Origin of the sequence: Spirillospora sp. NBC_01491 (genome assembly GCF_036227065.1) — a bacterium.
Taxonomy (GTDB): Bacteria; Actinomycetota; Actinomycetes; order Streptosporangiales; family Streptosporangiaceae; genus Spirillospora; species Spirillospora xylanilytica.
This window is the reverse complement of the sequence record NZ_CP109432.1, coordinates 2,798,507-2,815,104: the sequence shown is the minus strand read 5'-3', so window position 1 is coordinate 2,815,104 and position 16,598 is coordinate 2,798,507. Positions and strand designations below refer to the sequence as shown.

Sequence of the window (16,598 nt, the reverse complement as noted above, 5' to 3'; positions counted from 1 at the left end):
GCGCGGCGCCGGAACGGGAGTGGCCCGGGGGGACGTGAGCCGCCGGTCCGTCAGAGCGGTCGGCCCTTCTCCGCAGGCGCCTCGGGACGGGGCGGGCGCCCGACACCGGGCCGGGCGCCCGCGTCGCGGGGGAGCCGCCACCCCAGGCCGACGCCGGCGAGCATGAGCGCGGCGGTCAGGAAGGCGACCCTGCGGGTCGCCTCGGTCAGGGCCTCGCGGGCCTCGGCGGCGGCCGGGGCCGTGTCCGGCCGGTCCAGGAGCCTCGGGATCCCCGCGCCGAGGCTGCCGCGCACGGCCTCCGAGACGGCGTCCCGGGTCCGCGGCGGCATGTCGTCCAGCGTGTCGAGGCGCCGGTCGAGGCCCGCGCCGAGCGTGGTGACCAGCACGGTCCCGAGCACCGCGATGCCGAGCGCCGATCCCAGCAACCGGGTGGTGCTCTGGGCCCCGGACGCCTGCCCGGAGCGCTCCACCGGGATGTCGGCGAGCACGACGTTCGAGAGCTGCGCGCTGGCCAGCCCGACGCCGGCGCCGTAGACCAGCAGCGGTCCGACGAGCCGCCACGGGCTGGAGGCGGGCGCCATCACGGCCCCGGCCGCCGCGATCCCGGCCGTCTCCAGCAGCAGCCCGGCCAGCACGACCGTGCGGGCGCCGTGCCGCTGGGCGAGGGGCCCGGCGGACGGCCCCGCCAGCAGCGCGCCGACCGCGAGCGCGAGGATGACCAGCCCCGCCCGCAGCGCGCTCGCGCCCAGCGCGGCCTGGAGGTACAGCGGCAGGACGAACACCAGGCCGAACTCGGCGAGGCCGACGATGGCGATCGCGATGCTCCCGATGCGGAAGCTCGGGACGGCGAACAGCGTCACGTCCAGCAGCACCGGCCTGCCGCGTCGCCGCCGCCGCCCCGTCGCCGCGGCGAAGACGCCGAGGCAGAGCGCGCCGAGCCCGAGGGCGGCCGGGATCGGCGACACGGCGGACGACGGCCAGTCCCACGGCCCCGCGCGGAACGGGCGGGTCGGCGTCCACCAGCCGTACCGCTGGCCCTCGATCAGCGCGAAGACCAGCGCGGCGAAGCCGGCGCTCGCCGCGAGCGTGCCGACGACGCCGGTGCGCAGCACCGCCCGCGGATCGCGGCTCTCCGGCACCCACAGGGCGATGCCGGCCAGGACCGCGGCCCCGAACGGCACGTTGATCACGAAGATCCACCGCCAGGACTGCGCCGAGGTGAGCCACCCGCCGAGCACGGGGCCGATCGCCACCGTCCCGCCGATCACCGATCCCCAGACGCCGAACGCCATCGCGCGGTCGCGGCCACGGAACGCGGTGTTGATGACGGCCAGGGTGGCCGGGAGGATCATCGCCGCCCCGGCGCCCTGGAGGGCGCGGCCGAGCAGCAGGCTCGGGCCGCCGCGGGCCTGCCCGGCGAGCGCGCTCGCGACCACGAACGCCACCACGCCGAGCGCGAAGAGGCGGCGGTGCCCCAGCACGTCGCCGAGCCGCCCGGCCGGGAGCAGCAGGGCGGCGAAGACCAGGGTGTACCCGGCGTTGGCCCACTCGGCGTCGGTGGCGGTGATCCCGAGGTCGCCGATGATCGTGGGCAGCGCGACGTTGACGATCGTGCCGTCCACCATGATCAGCGAGACGCCCACGCTGAGCGTGGCCAGGCACAGCCGGCGGCGGGCCCGGTCGCGCCCGCTCAACCGCGCAGCCGCGAGGCCACGTCGGCGGCGGCCCTCCGGGCGTCGCGGACGCAGTCGTTGACGCCCACGCCGTGGTAGGTGTTGCCCGCCAGGTGCAGGCCGCCGAGCCCCGCCACCTGGGCGAGCACGCCGTCGATCCGGCCGCGGTGCCCTACCGGGTACTCCGGGATGGCCCGCCGCCACAGGTGGTCGAAGGCGAACACCGGCTCGCCGCGGATCCCGAAGATGTGCACCAGGTCCTGGTGGACGCTCCGGACGGCCTCCTCGCGCGAGAACGAGGAGAACGCCGGGTCCTGCATGCCCCCGGCGAGGGTGCGGATGAGGATCCTGTCCGCGGGCGCCTGCTCGGGGAAGATGGCCGAGGTGTGGATGCTGGCGAGGATCCGCGTCCGGTCGGTCGGGATCGTCAGGAAGCCGATGCCCTCGGGCGGTCTCTTCACGTCCGCGCGCCGGTAGGCGAGGGCGATGACCCGCACGTCGGGATGGGGGATCGCCTCCAGCGCCGCCGCGGCGTCGGGCAGGTGCGGCGCCAGCAGCTCCGCCGCCGCGTAGGCCGGCAGCGCCAGCACGACCTGGTCGGCGGCCAGCGTGGCGCCGTCGGCCAGGACGATGCGCCACCTGCGTCCCGCCTGCTCGTCGCCGGTCCGGGCGAGGCCCGCGCGTTCCAGCCGCACGGCCCGGCTGCCTAGCCGGACCTGACCGGCGAGCGCCTTCTCCAGCGCGTCGATCAGGCGCTGCATCCCGTGGCCCCGGAAGGTGTGCAGCCGCATCCCGAACTCCCCGAACCTCGGCAGCCGGGGAACGTAGAAGCGGCCCGTCTGGGAGCCGCGCAACTGCACGCGGAGGGCGCCGAGCAGGACGCTGCCGTACCTGTCCTCCAGATAGCGGACGTAGGGGAACTTGGCGTCGATGCTCAGCCGCCGGGAGTCGCCGCCGGTGACGCCCAGCACCGCCGGGACGGCCAGCGTCCGGGCGAGCTCCCAGCCGAAGCGCCGCGCGGTGAACTCGTAGACGGGCTCCTCCCGCAGGTCCTTGGAGATGAACGGCTCCAGGGCGATCCGCAGCTTCCCGCGCGCCGACAGCAGGGGGCTGCGCAGGAACTCGGCGGGCGTCGTCGGAAACGGCAGCAGGTCTTCGTCGTTCCGGAGCAGGAGGAGCCTCTCGGCCTCACCGGTGGCGAGCATGAGCTCCCCGCCGAGGTCCAGCTCGCGGGCGAGGTCGCCGACGCCGCCCGGCCCGTACACCACGAAGCCGTGCGGGCCCGTGTCGACGGTGAAGCCCTGCTCGTGCCGCGAGCCGACGATCCCGCCGACCCGCTCCGCCCCCTCCAGGACGACGACCGAACCGCCCGGGGCCAGCCTGGCGATCTGGTGGGCGGTGGTCAGCCCGGTGACTCCGCCGCCGATGACGACGACGTCGTGGTCCCCGCCCTGCGTTGCGTCCGTCGTTGCGGCGTGTGTCACAGCAGCCCTCCGGCGGCCTCGGCGGCCCAGTAGGTGAGGACGATCGAGGCGCCCGCTCGGCGGACGGAGGTGAGCGTCTCGGCGATGACGCGCTCGCGCTCGATCCAGCCGCGCGCCGCGGCGGCCTCGACCATGGCGTACTCGCCGGACACCTGGTAGGCGGCGACGGGGACGTCGACGGCCTCGGCCGTCCGGCGGACGATGTCGAGGTAGGACATTGCGGGCTTGACCATGACGATGTCGGCGCCCTCGGTGACGTCCAGGCCGACCTCGCGCAGCGCCTCGCCGCCGTTGGCCGGGTCCATCTGGTACGTCCGGCGGTCGCCGGTGAGCGAGGAGCCGACCGCGTCGCGGAACGGCCCGTAGAAGCCCGAGGCGTACTTGGCCGCGTAGGCGAGGACGGCGACGCCGGTGTGCCCGGCCGCGTCGAGCGCGGCGCGGACCGCGGCGACCTGGCCGTCCATCATCCCGCTGGGGCCGACGACGTGGGCGCCGGCGCCCGCCAGGACGACGGCCATCCGCGCGTAGCGGTCCAGCGTCGCGTCGTTGTCGACGGTGCCGTCGTCGCCGAGGACGCCGCAGTGCCCGTGGTCGGTGAACTCGTCCAGGCACAGGTCGGCCATCACCACCGTCGCGTCGCCGACCTCGGCGACCAGGTCGGCGACGGCGGCGCTGAGGATGCCGCCCGGGTCGGTCGCGGCGAGCCCGAGCGGGTCCTTGTCCCTCGGCACCGCGAACAGCATGAGGCCGCCGACCCCCGCCTCGACGGCCGCGCGCGCGGCCTTGCGCAGCGAGTCGCGGGTGTGCTGGAGGACGCCCGGCATCGACGCCACCGGGACGGGCTCGGTGATCCCCTCCCGGACGAACATCGGCAGGACGAGGTCGGCGGGCGACACCCGGGTCTCGGCGACGATCCGCCGAAGCGGCGCCGTGCGGCGCAGCCGCCTCGGGCGCACGACCGGGCCCGGCCTGGTGGGGGATGGCTGGATCGAGCTGCTCATACGGGTCCTCCGGCGGGACGTCGTGGGTGTCGGCCGCGGTTGAGCGGCTGAGAGCGGTACGCGGTGCGCGCGGGCCCGGTCGGACGGGAACGGGGATCGGCGGCCTCACCGCGCTGGACGTCGAGGAGGTCGCCGCCGCCGTCGGCCAGGAGCGCGCGGGCGAGCCGGGCCCCGAGGGCCGCCGCCCCGGCCGCCGTCTCAGCCGGACCGGTCACGCCACGGCGCAGGATCGTGGAGCCGTCGGGGGCGGCGATGAGCCCGTCCAGCCGCAGCGACCCGCCGTCGCGGACGTGTTCGGCGAGCGCGCCGACGGGGGAGGTGCAGCCGGCGTTCAGGGCGCTGAGGAAGGCGCGTTCGGCCGCCACCGCCAGATGCGACGGCGGATCGTCGGCGGCGGCGAGCAGGGCGGCCGTCGCGCCGTCGCCCGCCCGGCACTCGATGGCCAGCGCCCCCTGCCCCGGCGCGGGCAGCACGACGTCCGTCGGCAGCGGCGCGGCGACGTCCCGGAGGCGACCGAGGCGGGACAGCCCGGCCATGGCGAGGACGACCGCGTCCAGCTCCCCGCTCGCCGCCCTCGCCAGCCGCCCGTCGACGTTGCCGCGCAGGGGGACGACCGACACGTGCGGCGCGTGCGCGCGGATCTGGGCGGCGCGGCGCGGCGAGCCCGTCCCGACCCTCGCGCCCGGCCTGAGCGCGCCGAGCGAGGCGGGCAGCCCCGCCGGACCGGCCAGCGCGTCGCGCGGGTCCTCGCGGAGCGGGACGGCCGCGAGGCGAAGCCCCGCCTCGGGCGCGGTCGGCAGGTCCTTGTAGGAGTGCACGACGAAATCGACCCTCCCCGCCAGCAGTGCCCTGCGCAGCGCCGTGACGAACACGCCCGTCGAACCGAACCGCTCGATCGGGGCGCTGCTCTCGTCCCCCTCGGTGGACAGCGGGACGAGCCGCACGGCCCGGCCGGTCGCCGCCGTGATCCGCCCGGCGGCCCAGGCCGCCTGGGCGACCGCCAGCTTGCTCTTGCGCGTGCCCAGCAGCAGCGGCCGGGCGCCGCGGGGCCGGTGGCCGTCGGCGGTCATGTGTTCACCTCGCTCACATCAGGTCGAACAGGCGGGAGAGCGCCTCCAGGTAGAGGCGGCCGTCGGGCGCGGCGGCGAGTTCCTTGGCCCGCACGGTGGGGGTGTGCAGGAGCCTGCCGACGATCCGGTCGACGGCCGCGATCGTCTCGGCGCGTTCGCGTTCGGCCAGGCCGGGCAGCCGGCGGGCGAGGCGCGTCAGCTCCTGGTCCGCTGCCTCGCGGGCCCGGGACCGCAGCGCGACGATGAGCGGCTTGACGGTGGTCTCGATCCGCCGGGCCAGGAACGCGGCGGCCTGCTCGGCCACGATGTCCTCGGCCCGCCCGACGTCGTCGGGCCGCCCCCGGCGGGCCGCCAGGCGCCCCAGCTCCTCGAGGTGGACCAGGCGCACGCCGTCCACCTCGGCGCAGCGGGGGTCGATGTCGCGGGGCATCGCGAGGTCCAGCGCGACGAGCGGGGCATGCCCGGCCTTCTCGCGCGCCGCCCGCATCCGTCCGGCGTCGAGCACCCGGCCCCGCGCCCCGGTGGAGGACACCACGAGGTCGCAGCGTTCGAGGACGGCGGCCCAGCCACCGGAGGCGACCGCCGTGCCGCCCACCTCCTCGGCGATCCGGACCGCGTTGGCGGGCGTCCTGCTCGTCACCACGATCTCGCCCGCCCGCCTCTGCCGGAGCAGCCGGGCGGCGAGCGAGCCGACCGTCCCGGTGCCGATGAGCAGCGCGGTGCGCCCGGCCAGGCCGCCGAGGACGCCGTCGGCGACGTCCAGCGCGGCGTGGACCAGGGAGATCCCGGTCTGGCCCACGCGCGTCTCGGTGCGCGCGCGCTTGCTCGTCCTGAGCGCGCACTCGGCCAGCGCCGTGAGGGCGGGTCCGGCGGCTCCGGCCTCCTGCGCGGCGCGCAGCGCGGACCGGAGCTGGGCGACGATCTGCTCCTCGCCCACGGCCATGGAGTCGAGCCCGCACGCGACGCGGAACAGGTGCGCGACGGCCCCGGTCTCGCGGCGGATCGACACCGCCCCCCAGACGTCGTGGTCCGGGACGCCGCCGAGCCCGGCGAAGGTCTCCACCACATGGCACGTCGCCTCGCTGTGCCGTTCGGTGGCGACGAACGCCTCCAGCCGGTTGCACGTCGCCAGCAGCATCGCCTCCGCGACGGCGTCGTGTCCCGCGAGCCGGCCGACGGCCGCGGGCAGCCGTCCGGGCGGGACGGCGAGCCGTTCGAGCAGCTCGATCGGCGCGGTCTTGTGGTCGATCCCCACGTTGTGTATATGCAGCACGGAAAGATCAGCCTCACCAGGTGCGTATTTTATGGCTGAGCGTAGGCAGCCCGTGCGAATGGCGTCCAGGTAACTGCGTTAGTCGCCTTCGCGTGCCGTACTAGACGCGATTAAGTGCGGTAATGCGAACCGCCTGTGGAATCGCCCGCCTTCGCTTGTTAGCGTCGTGCGGGCATTCCATTCCGATGCCGGAGTCCCTGGAGGACCGGGTGACCGCGACCGAAGAAACCGCCGGCGGATCCACGGCGCCCGGCCTGACCGGAACCGCGGCACGGCTCCACACGGCGGGAACCGCCGCGCGGCCCCGCGCGAGCCTGTTCCTGGAGGCGGCGCGCGGCGCGTCCACACCGCGGGCGCCGATCTGGCTGATGCGGCAGGCCGGCCGCTACCTGCCCGAATACCGGGCGCTGAAGGAGCGGTACTCGTTCTGGGAGATGTGCCGCACCCCCGAGATCGCGGCCGAGGTGACGCTGCAACCGCTGCGGCGCTTCCCGCTCGACGCCGCGATCGTCTTCAGCGACATCATGACGCCGCTGCCCCCCATGGGAGTGGACGTCGAGTTCGCCCCCGGCCCCGTCATCCGCACGCCGGTGCGGACGGCCGGCGACGTCGCCCGCCTCAGGATCCCGGCGGGGGACGAGATCGCGCCCTTCACCGCCGAGGCGATCGGGCTGGCCCGCGCGGGGACCGACGTCCCGGTGATCGGGTTCGCCGGCTCGCCGCTGACCGTCGCGGGCTACGCGGTCCAGGGCGCCGGGTCGGCCGACTACGCGGGCTTCCGGGCGTGGCTGCACCGCGAACCGGGTCCGGCCCACGCGCTGCTGGACAAGATCGCCGAGGTCACCGCCGGCTACCTGCACGCGCAGATCGAGGCGGGCGCCGAGGCCGTCCAGCTCTTCGACAGCTGGGCGGGCGTCCACAGCCGCGCCGGCTACGCCGCGTTCGGCCTGCCCTACGCGCGGCGGGTGCTCGACGCGCTCGCCGACACGGGGGTGCCCCGGATCTACCTCGCGGTCGGCGCCCCGCACCTGTACCCGCAGATCGCCGCGCTTCCCGCCGAGGTCATCAGCGTGGACTGGCGGCAGCCCCTCGGGACGTGCCGCGCCGCGCTTCCGGGCAAGGCGCTCCAGGGCAACCTGGACCCGACCCTCCTGCTCGCCGGCCCGGGCACGATGCTGACGGCCGCGCGCCAGGTCATGCGGGACGGGCTCGGCGGCGCCCACGTCTTCAACCTCGGCCACGGCGCCCTGCCGGGGACGCCCCCGGACAACGTGGCCCGCCTCGTCGACCTGGTCCACGAGTTCCCCCGTGAGGAAGGCGAGCGATGAGCCGCGCCGAAGCCATCAACGCGATGCTGCGCGGCCACCAGGACCGCCTGGTCGCCGCCTTCGAGGAACAGGACGGGCAGGCGCGCTTCCAAGTGGCGCGGTGGACGCGCGAGGGCCTCGGCGGCGGCCGGGCCCGGATCCTGGAGGGAGGCCGCGTCTTCGAACGCGCCGGGGTGAACGTCTCCCTGGTGGCGGGCCCGAAGGTCCCGTCCGCCGTGAGCCGCGCCCGCCCCCACCTGGCCGGCAAGCCCTTCCGCGCGACGGGCATCTCCCTGGTCCTGCATCCGCTGAACCCCTATGCGCCGTCGTTCCACGCCAATTTCCGCTACTTCGAGATCGACGGCGGCGAATGGTGGTTCGGCGGCGGAATGGACCTCACTCCGGTGTACGGATTCGACGCGGACGCCGTCCATTTCCACCGCACGATCCGCGCATGGTGCGCCCGCCACGAGATCGCCCGCTACCAGGACTGGAAGGCCGCCTGCGACGAGTACTTCCACATCGAGCACCGCGGCGAGATGCGCGGGATCGGCGGCGTCTTCTTCGACCGCGTCACCGACGGCGCGCCCGAACCGCCCCCGGCGTACGCGTCGTTCGTCGAGGACGGGCTGAGGACGATCACCGACGCCTACCCACCCATCGTCGCCCGCCGCTCCGCGATGCCCTACGGCGAGCGCGAACGGAACTGGCAGCTCGCCCGCCGGGGCCGGTACGCGGAGTTCAACCTCGTCTACGACCGCGGCACCCTGTTCGGCCTACAGACCAAGGCCAACATCGAGGCCGTCCTGATGTCGATGCCGCCGCTGGCCCGATGGGGCTTCGACATCACCCCCGAACCGGGCAGCCCGGAGAGCGACGTGGCGCGCTTCCTCCAGCCGCACGACTGGGCCGCGCGGGAGGCGCCCCCGCTACCCCAGAGCGCCTGACCGGCCGGCGGTGTGGCTCATGCGCCCACTGCGAACAGGTCGGCCAGCAGTGGGCCCGCGGCTTCGGGTGCGCGCACGGTCAGCTCCACCGCGGCGGGGGTCAGGTGCAGGGTGAAGTCGAAGAACGGGCAGCAGCCCTGCTCCGCCGCCGCCAGCGAGGCGAGCCGCCCGGTCAGCTCCGCGGTGGCGGGGAACGTCAACCGCAGACCGCCTGGGATCTCCTCGCGCCCCTCGGCCTTGTCCACCAACTGCCGCCACTCCTGGATGCGGCCTTCCAGCTCGGGGCCGCCCAAGGCGCAGGCCACCGGCGCGTCCCGCCACGTTTCGGCGGCCGGTGCCCACCGGGTGCGCGACGGCGTCACCGGCCCGACAGCCGCCGGGACGGTGGTGCAGCCGCAGTCCGGCCCGCACCCGCCCTCCGGCGCCGGACCCGACAGATCGGCGTGCACCGCGGCCAGATGCGCGGAGAACACCCTCAGCTCGGCGATCCGGGCCTCGCTGTCGGCGATCCGGCCCGCCACCAGCGGCACCATCCGCTCCCGCACCGCCGCGCACACCCCCTCCTCCCGGACCCCTAGCAGTTCACGGATCTCCTCCAGGGCCAGGCCCAGGAGCTTGGCCGAGGAGATGAAGCCCAGGCGCTCGACGGCGTCCTCCCCGTACACGCGGTAGCCCGACGAGGTCCGGCCGGCGGGCAGCAGCCCGGCGTCCTCGTAGAAACGCAGCGTGGTGGCGGGAACACCGCAGCGTTCGGCCAGCTGCGAGATCCGGTAGGTGCTCATGCCCCTGACGGTAAGCCTTCGACCCGACTCGAAGGTCAAGACGGCATCCGGCCCCGACGGGCGCCCGAGGCGCTCGTCCGCCGCACTTGAACACCGTTGCGAGGCCGGAATCGGTGGACTACTGTCCGACCGCACGCCCCGTATGACCGCTCCCCGTCCGATCCCGAGTAGGCCGCGGATGGCGATGTCCCGCTGACGCGGAGCATCCAGCACGGCCTCCGCCGACATAGCCGTCGCCTCGAAGCGCCCGGCTTCGCGGGCCGGACGGTCGCCGCGCCGCACGCGGCTAACGGCTCGCGTTCCGCCGGTTAGCCATCGGTAAGGACCCTCGAGGTAGCCTCCGGTGAGGCCGCATCGGGAGACTTCCGAGAAAGAGGAGGAAAGACGCCGGCGTGAGAGCGGACGCCGGTGATGCCCGTGATGCGGCCGGCCGCATCTGCGGCTACTCGAAACAGAGTAACCGAGCGCTGTCATTCGGTGACCCTATTTCCCCTGCACTGGGTTGGCCGAGGCGCGGGCGCGCCTTGGCACAGTGAACGGTGAGTGATCTCCCTTTGTGGTGGTTCAACGATTCCGTTGGAGGCTGGGTCAACATTGGACAGAACCGCACATGACTCACTCTCGAGTGAAAATGCGCTCGTCAGGCATCTTTCGCTCCAGCAGGAGACCATAGAGCGTTCGTCGGTGGTACGGGTGCCCATCGATTCGCTCGCGACGTCGGCATCACCCCGCCTGGACGGCGAGGACGCGCAGCACGTGCGCGCACTCGCGGAATCGGATGCGGCGCTGCCCCCGATCGTGGTGCATATTCCCAGCCGGCGGGTCATCGACGGCATGCACCGGCTCCGAGCCGCGATACTGCGCGGCGCGGAGGACATCGAGGCACGTCTCTTTCACGGTACCGAGACGGATGGGTTCCTGCTCTCGGTCACGGCCAACATCCAGCATGGTCATCCGCTTTCGCAGGAGGACCGGATGACGGCGGCCGAGCGCATTTTCGACCTCCACCCAGAATGGTCGGACCGGATGGTCGCGATCGTGGTGGGGCTGTCGGGCAAGAAGGTCGCGGCCCTGCGCCGGCGGGTGGCCGCCCACGTCCCGCAGCCCGCCGTCAGGATCGGCCGGGACGGCAGGTCCCGCCCGGTCGACCGCGCGGCCGGCAGGGAGCGCGCCGCGACACTGCTCGCGAGCGATCCGCACGCCTCGCTCCGCCAGATCGCCCGCGCGGCGGGGATCTCTCCCGCCACCGCCGCGGACGTCCGCGCCCGCATCCGCCGCGGCGAAGACCCCATTCCCGCGCGATGCGCCGCGAAGGCGAAGAGCCCGGTACCGGGCGCCCGCCTCGAGGCCGGCGGCCCCGCGCCGAAGCCGCCGTCGACCGATGCGCTCTCGGAGCTCACCGCCACCTTCGAACGGCTCCGCCGGGATCCGTCGCTCCGCTTCACCGATGCGGGACGGACGCTGCTGCGCATGTTCGACGCGTGTCAGGACGTCGTCCGGCACGAAGAGACGATCAAGAAGGGGCTGCCTCCGCACCGGCTGACCCTGACGGCGGAGCTGAGTCGCGCCTACGCGGAGATACTGCAATCGTTCGCGGCGGAATTGCGGGAACTCCAGTCGTCCCAGATGGCGAAGAGCGAAAGCGTCGGCTGAGGGCCCTGGCGGGAACGGCACCGGAGGCTGCCGTTCCCGCGCGGTCTCGACGACCGGTTCACCCGCGCCCGCAGGGCGAGGCCCGCCGCACGCTAGAAGTACGTCGAGGTCAGGTCACCGGTGGGCCAGGTCTTCACGGCGTTCGCGGCCGTGTGGAGGGCGCCGTCGATGGCGCCGTCGCTCGGGGCGCTGCCCTCCTGGCGCTGGTCGAACAGGACCGCCCAGGTCAGCCCGTCGTACCGGCGGACGAGCAGGGTGCTCGTCCCCGCGAGGCTCCCGTCGTGCCAGGTGTTGGTCCCGCCCGTGACCGGGCGGACCTGCCAGCCGCAGCCGTAGTAGTAGCCGTCGGCGTTGATCCCGGTCGCCGGCTTCGCGAACGCCTGCTTGATCGAGGCGGCGTTCAGGACGGTCGTCCCGCCGTCGTAGATCCCGGCGAAGCGGGTCAGGTCCATCGCCGTGCCGAGCCATCCGCCGTGGGCGTCCATGTTCTCAAGGTTGAACGCGCCGTACGGGTAGGCGACCTTCGTGCCGGAGTTGTCGAAGACGGTCGCGCCCGTGTAACCCGAGTAGTAGGGGACCTCGCCGGCCGCCTTCGTCAGCGTGTGGCCGAGGCGCATCCGCGTGATGCCGCGCGGCGCCAGGACCTTCTGCTGGACGTAGGTCGCGTAGCTCTGCCCGGTCACCTTCTCGATGATCCGGCCGAGCAGCAGGTAGCCGTAGTTCGAGTAGGCGTACGCCGTTCCGGGCGCGTGGTCGAGCCTGCGCCCCGACGCGTACGCCATGATGTTCGCCCGCTTGACCGGCAGCGGGATGCCGAGCGCCTTGGCGATCGCGGCGTCCTGGAACATGACGTCGGGCGAGAGGGCGCGGTCCCAGCCGCCGAGGTGCTGGAGGAGCCGCAGGACGGTGACGTCCTTCAGCCGGGTGTCGGCGGTGGTCGACAGCCCGAGCAGCGTCGCGGCCCGGTCGGTGAGCTTGAGCTTGCCGTCCTGGACGAGCCGGAGCACGGCCGTCGCGGTGACCGGCTTGGAGAGGCTGGCGACGCGGAACAGGGAGGTCGGCTGGGCGGCGAGGCTCGCCTGGTCGCTCCAGGTGTAGCCGCGCGACAGCACCAGCTTGCCCTTGCGGACGACCGCGAGCTGCCCGCAGGGGACGTTGCGCGCCTGCATGAAGCTCTTGACCGTCGCGTCGAAACCGGACAGGCCCGCCAGCGCCTTGCCCGTCACCTTCCAGGTGCGCGTGGCGGCGACCGCCCCGGCCGCCCGGACCTTCTCCGGCGTTCCGGACGAGCAGCCGGCGAGCAGCGCGGGTGCCGCCACACCGGCCCCTGCCAGCCCGGCCACCTTCCCGAAGTCCCGCCTGCTCACTGGCCGCACAGTGGTCCCCCCATAGATCGGATGCCTGGAATGCACGATTCTGCACCCTAATGCACCGTGATCTTCAGTGGGCGGTAACGCCAAGGTCGAAGGTCACCTCCGCGGCGGATCAGCGTGGAAGCGGCAGGTCCCCGGTCAGCACCCGGGCGGTGATGGCCCCGACCTCGGCGGCGACCGCGGGAGCCGGAGCGGGCGCGATCACCGTCGTCTCGGTGATGCAGACGTCACGGGGCACCTCGTGGCCGAGGTACCAGCGCCAGGGACCGGGGTCGTAGGGCCCGTCCCAGCCGGCGCCCGAACTGTAGGCGACCGCCAGCATGTGCATGTCCGGCCGGCCGAGCGACAGCACCAGCGGGGCGTCCCCGCCGGGCCCCCAGTCCGGCGACTCGTCGTGACGTGCCAGCACCACGTACCCGAACACCGCCCGGCCTTCGGGGGCCAGGGCCGGGCCCTGTACGGGCTCCAGGCGCCGGCCGAGGTGCTCGCCGGCCGCGGTCACCGCGACGTCGAGCAGCGCGACCGGGTCCACGTCCCCTTCCAGGTCCTGCCATTCCGCGGTGAACCGCTGCTCACACGCGCCCAGCACCCGGGCGGCGAAGGCGTCGCCGTAGGCCTGGAACTGGAAGGTGTCGGCGATGTGGTGCTCGTCCAGAACGCCCCGGACGGCGGACAGGGTCGCCGCGGCGGCGTCGAGCACCGACGGGGTGTACAGGTACACCCTGCTCTCGAGGGCCGCGCGCTCGATCGCGTGGCGGTGCGGGCCGAGCCGGAGGGAGTCCTCCACGACCCCGTCCTCGATCATTCTGGCCATCGTTCACCCCGTTCTCGGCGAATCGCCGTAACCAAGCAGGGACAGCGCGTATTCACAGCCTCCCTGCCCGAGCCCCGTCCGGCAGCCGATTCACGAAACTCCCGGGTCAGGGGACGGTGGTGGTCATCGAGCACGGTGGTGCGACGCCGTTTCGGCGTCCAGAATCGCCGGATGCGTGAAGTGAAGCTGTCCGACGGGATCGTCACCCTGTCCCCGCTGCGCCTGGACGATGCGGAGGCGCACCTCGCGGGGGAGGACGAGCCGATGGTCCGCTGGCTCAACGGTGGACCCGGCACACGCGAGGGCGTCGAAGCCTACATCCGGCACTGCCGGGAGCAGTGGGACACGGCCGGGCCACTCCGCACCTTCGGTATCCGGGTGGGCGCCGACGGGGCGCTCGCGGGGACGATCGACCTGCGCTTCGCGGCAGAGGGCCTGGCTCCCGGCCAGGTGAACGTGGCCTACGGCCTCTACCCGTCCTGGAGAGGGCGCGGCCTGGCCACCCGCGCGGTCCTCCTGGTCTCCCGATACGCGGCGGACCAGGGCGGGAAGCAGATGGTCATCCAGGTAGAGCCCGAGAACGCCGCATCGGTCGCAGTAGCCCGGAGGGCGGGATTCATCCCCGGCAAGCACGCCCACGGTGAGGACGGGACACGGCTCGACCGGTACATCCGGGACCTGCGCATCGATCCCCCATGACGCCCCTCCCGCGCTGTCTCCGCTGACGGTGTCCGGGCCCAGCTACCGCGTTGTGACGGTTGACCTCCGCCGGCTCCTCGGCATCGAGGTGGGCTTGCGGGGCGTCCGTCGAGCGAAGGTCCGGTTCTCTGCTTGGGTTCCGGGCCTTCGGTCTTGAGGGCGCAAGATCCGTCCCCGGTCGATCTTTGCAAGGGACGACCAGACCATGATCACGAAGGTTCGCAGATGAACCGGGATACCACTCAGGCTCGCTCGATCCCGGTGGCAAATGATCTTGTGGGCGGCGCCCGTCGCCTGAGCCCGTCGTATGCCATCGTCCCGCGCTGCATACGGGTAGATTGGAGCCATGACCGCCCAGCCGGAGGAGCCGACCACGCCGCATGATCCTGGCGAGGATCCGGCTGCGATCTTCGATGCGCTTCCGCGGTCGCACCGAGACCAGTTCCGGGCCGAGTACGACCAGGCGCTGGACGCCGCCCATGATCTGGTGCGGTTCAAGCAGGTTCAGACCTTGCTGCGGCAGTGGCGGCTACGTGCGATCGCCTACGCACGTTCCGGGTATGAGGAAGCGGTCCAGGACGCCCTACAGAGCCGTGAAGACACCTTCGTCCGCTACATGCCGCCGGGCTGGGAAGGCCGGGTGTGACGTACCGTTTCGATGGCTTCCACGGGCGTGCGCTGTACGAGCTGAACGGGCTCCCTGAAGAGGTCCGCAACGGCCCGCTTCTCGAACGTCTCCTCCAGTTCCTGGAAGCCCCGTGGGACGCCGTGCCAGAACGGCCGGATCAGGCTGCCGTACGCCACGCCTTCTTCGGCGAGAACACCCAAGGCATGTTGACCCTCCTTGTCGACGACAAGACGGAGACCGTCCGCATCATCGACATCCTCTGGGTCGGCTAACGCCTTGGACCTGTCCGCGGGTCGGATGTCGCGTGGTGTCCGGTCCCTGCGACTCCCCGGTTGAAGGTCTGGTTCTCCGTCGGAGAGCCGGGCCGTCCGTGTTGAGGGCGTCAGGTCCTTCCCCGTGCTGAATCTCCACCAGGGACGGGCAGGCCGTGATCACGAAGGTTCGTAGGTGAACCAGGATGACGCTCAGGCGTGCCCGAGGTGCATCTCCGCGTGGTTACCTGGACGTTCGTTGACCTGCTCAGACGCGACCCTGTTGCCGTCATTCCCCGTGAGTCCCGGCGGGTTACCGACCGAACTGGCACGTATCTGGCACGTGCCAGTTGGTAAGGGAGAGGGCTGGAGCATAGGGGGTGATGCCGCCCGTTACCCTTTTCTCGTCCCCGCCGGGTCGGCAGGGAGTCAGGTCACCCTGCCCGCTCAAGCCCTCTGTTGCTCGCATGATCCGGGTTGTCGTCACCGGGCCTGGGTGGCGTCCGCGGACCGCTCATAGGGACAAGCAGCTTCTGTGACAAAGTCATCGTCTCGCCGTAACGTGGCTGCTAGCAGCCGACGCCAGCTCTGTGACCAGATCGAACACGAGCCTCCGAGTGAGGTAGGGCTTGAGCGCTGAGTGCACGCCGGGGAGGGCCAGTGACGGCGGGAGGTCGCTCGCGCAAGATCGTCCTGATGCGGCACGGACAGACGGAATGGAACGTCGAAGGCCGATTCCAAGGCACAACCGACATTCCGCTGGACTCCGTCGGCATCGAACAGGCCGCACGCGCCGCCCGACTACTCGCTGCCCTACGCCCCACCGAGATCATCTCCTCCCCGATGCAACGCGCCGCGACCACCGCCCAAGCGCTCGCCGACGCCACCGGCCTCACCGTCACTTGCGATTCTGACCTCATCGAACGCAGCGGCGGCGCCTGGGAAGGACTCACCAACCACGAGATCCGCATTCGCTACCCCGACGAACATGCCAGCTGGCAACCCCCCGGCGGCGAAACCGGCGAACAGGTCGCGAAACGGTTCAGCGCCGCTCTCGAACGCGCCTTGGAACGCATCCCCGACGGCGGCCTCCTCGTCGTCGTGTCGCATGGTGCCGCCATACGCATCGGGATGCTGCACTGGCTTGGCTTCCCGGAGGAACTCTGGAGCCAAAGAGCGGGTTCCATTCGGCCTCGTAGCTGGTCAGCAGGATGGAGCCTTCTTCGTATCGTTTGGAGATCATCGAGAAGACCAGGTTGGCTTCGTCTCGGGCGAGCGGTAATCAGCCGCTCCGTCGGGCTCTCCAACGGCTGCTGGTCCGTCCTCGAAGAGGGCTGCAAAGGCTGGCGGCTCGTCGAACACAACGCCGGCATCAGCCTGCCCGAACCCGCCCGCAGCGACGACCGGACAGAGAGCAACGCCTGACGATCACCAGCACCAGCGCTTCCAGATCAGCGCTTGACGAATCCCATAGGGACATCCCCACTGTTCCAGCTTTCTCTCCGCCTGTTGAGGGGACAGCCCAGCTCCGGTGTCCCCCTCCCTGTCCCTCAGGTTTTCCCGGGTCAGAGGCGGCCGGGGGACACGAGGGACATGGGGGATACGCAGACATGGATACTGTCACCCCGGTCTGCGCTCAAGCG

15 protein-coding genes are annotated in these 16,598 nt (G+C 72.6%); 7 read left to right on the top strand and 8 right to left on the bottom strand.

All coding sequences use genetic code 11. The features are described 5' to 3' along the window. Nucleotides 1-50: 50 nt before the first annotated feature. The 5 genes from OHA34_RS13185 to hemA are packed head-to-tail and all read right to left on the bottom strand — an operon-like array spanning nt 51 to nt 6,501. On the bottom strand, nt 51-1,694 hold the full coding sequence (locus OHA34_RS13185; RefSeq protein WP_329521743.1) for an MFS transporter: 1,644 nt from the start codon (nt 1,692-1,694) through the stop codon (nt 51-53). Continuing rightward, nucleotides 1,691-3,157, bottom strand: a complete 1,467-nt coding sequence (gene hemG / locus OHA34_RS13180; RefSeq protein WP_329521742.1) for a protoporphyrinogen oxidase — start codon at nt 3,155-3,157, stop codon at nt 1,691-1,693. The genes OHA34_RS13185 and hemG overlap by 4 nt, the downstream gene beginning before the upstream one ends. Continuing rightward, nucleotides 3,154-4,158 (bottom strand): porphobilinogen synthase, encoded by a 1,005-nt coding sequence (gene hemB / locus OHA34_RS13175; protein WP_285944211.1) that lies wholly within the window; start codon nt 4,156-4,158, stop codon nt 3,154-3,156. Before hemB ends, hemG begins: the two co-directional genes overlap by 4 nt. Further along, complete coding sequence (gene hemC / locus OHA34_RS13170) at nt 4,155-5,228, bottom strand: hydroxymethylbilane synthase (RefSeq protein WP_329521741.1); 1,074 nt, start codon at nt 5,226-5,228, stop codon at nt 4,155-4,157. The genes hemB and hemC overlap by 4 nt, the downstream gene beginning before the upstream one ends. Nucleotides 5,229-5,241: 13 nt before the next feature. Beyond that, nucleotides 5,242-6,501 carry a glutamyl-tRNA reductase gene (hemA, locus tag OHA34_RS13165; protein ID WP_329521740.1) on the bottom strand — a complete coding sequence of 420 codons (1,260 nt, stop codon included), beginning with the start codon at nt 6,499-6,501 and terminating at the stop codon, nt 5,242-5,244. A 185-nt stretch (nt 6,502-6,686) separates the two neighbouring features. Here hemA and hemE point away from each other — a divergent pair, with 185 nt between their 5' ends. Next, nucleotides 6,687-7,829, top strand: coding sequence for a uroporphyrinogen decarboxylase (gene hemE / locus OHA34_RS13160; RefSeq protein ID WP_329521739.1), 1,143 nt, complete (start codon nt 6,687-6,689; stop codon nt 7,827-7,829). Continuing rightward, nucleotides 7,826-8,755 (top strand): oxygen-dependent coproporphyrinogen oxidase, encoded by a 930-nt coding sequence (gene hemF, locus OHA34_RS13155; protein WP_285944215.1) that lies wholly within the window; start codon nt 7,826-7,828, stop codon nt 8,753-8,755. The genes hemE and hemF overlap by 4 nt, the downstream gene beginning before the upstream one ends. A 17-nt stretch (nt 8,756-8,772) precedes the next feature. Here the strand turns inward: hemF and OHA34_RS13150 are convergent, their stop codons facing one another. Further along, nucleotides 8,773-9,537, bottom strand: a complete 765-nt coding sequence (locus tag OHA34_RS13150) for a heavy metal-responsive transcriptional regulator (protein ID WP_285944216.1) — start codon at nt 9,535-9,537, stop codon at nt 8,773-8,775. A 693-nt stretch (nt 9,538-10,230) separates the two neighbouring features. Here OHA34_RS13150 and OHA34_RS13145 point away from each other — a divergent pair. Further along, on the top strand, nt 10,231-11,190 hold the full coding sequence (locus tag OHA34_RS13145) for a ParB N-terminal domain-containing protein (RefSeq protein ID WP_329521738.1): 960 nt from the start codon (nt 10,231-10,233) through the stop codon (nt 11,188-11,190). Between the two features lie 92 nt (nt 11,191-11,282). Here the strand turns inward: OHA34_RS13145 and OHA34_RS13140 are convergent, their stop codons facing one another. Further along, nucleotides 11,283-12,557 (bottom strand): serine hydrolase domain-containing protein, encoded by a 1,275-nt coding sequence (locus OHA34_RS13140; protein WP_285944218.1) that lies wholly within the window; start codon nt 12,555-12,557, stop codon nt 11,283-11,285. Between the two features lie 118 nt (nt 12,558-12,675). Continuing rightward, nucleotides 12,676-13,368, bottom strand: a complete 693-nt coding sequence (locus OHA34_RS13135) for a hypothetical protein (protein WP_329521737.1) — start codon at nt 13,366-13,368, stop codon at nt 12,676-12,678. Between the two features lie 180 nt (nt 13,369-13,548). Between OHA34_RS13135 and OHA34_RS13130 the strand changes: the two genes are divergently transcribed. The 4 genes from OHA34_RS13130 (at nt 13,549) to OHA34_RS13115 (ending at nt 16,380) form a co-directional block, all read left to right on the top strand. Further along, a complete protein-coding gene (locus OHA34_RS13130; RefSeq protein WP_329521736.1) occupies nt 13,549-14,076 on the top strand; it encodes a GNAT family N-acetyltransferase in 528 nt (175 codons plus the stop codon). Between the two features lie 346 nt (nt 14,077-14,422). Beyond that, complete coding sequence (locus OHA34_RS13125) at nt 14,423-14,722, top strand: DUF6247 family protein (RefSeq protein ID WP_329521735.1); 300 nt, start codon at nt 14,423-14,425, stop codon at nt 14,720-14,722. Then, nucleotides 14,719-14,976, top strand: coding sequence for a hypothetical protein (locus tag OHA34_RS13120; RefSeq protein ID WP_329521734.1), 258 nt, complete (start codon nt 14,719-14,721; stop codon nt 14,974-14,976). The genes OHA34_RS13125 and OHA34_RS13120 overlap by 4 nt, the downstream gene beginning before the upstream one ends. 675 nt (nt 14,977-15,651) lie before the next feature. Continuing rightward, the gene (locus tag OHA34_RS13115) at nt 15,652-16,380 is read left to right on the top strand and encodes a histidine phosphatase family protein (protein WP_329521733.1); all 729 of its coding nucleotides are present in this window, start codon (nt 15,652-15,654) and stop codon (nt 16,378-16,380) included. Nucleotides 16,381-16,598: the final 218 nt, after the last annotated feature.

Coding starts and splice junctions, on each gene's coding strand:
- hemB (WP_285944211.1), bottom strand. CDS start 4,158: ATGAGCAGCTCGATCCAGCCATCCCCCACCAGGCCGGGCCCGGTCGTG.
- hemC (WP_329521741.1), bottom strand. CDS start 5,228: ATGACCGCCGACGGCCACCGGCCCCGCGGCGCCCGGCCGCTGCTGCTG.
- hemE (WP_329521739.1), top strand. CDS start 6,687: ATGCCGGAGTCCCTGGAGGACCGGGTGACCGCGACCGAAGAAACCGCC.
- hemF (WP_285944215.1), top strand. CDS start 7,826: ATGAGCCGCGCCGAAGCCATCAACGCGATGCTGCGCGGCCACCAGGAC.
- OHA34_RS13150 (WP_285944216.1), bottom strand. CDS start 9,537: ATGAGCACCTACCGGATCTCGCAGCTGGCCGAACGCTGCGGTGTTCCC.
- OHA34_RS13135 (WP_329521737.1), bottom strand. CDS start 13,368: ATGATCGAGGACGGGGTCGTGGAGGACTCCCTCCGGCTCGGCCCGCAC.
- OHA34_RS13130 (WP_329521736.1), top strand. CDS start 13,549: ATGCGTGAAGTGAAGCTGTCCGACGGGATCGTCACCCTGTCCCCGCTG.
- OHA34_RS13125 (WP_329521735.1), top strand. CDS start 14,423: ATGACCGCCCAGCCGGAGGAGCCGACCACGCCGCATGATCCTGGCGAG.
- OHA34_RS13115 (WP_329521733.1), top strand. CDS start 15,652: ATGCGGCACGGACAGACGGAATGGAACGTCGAAGGCCGATTCCAAGGC.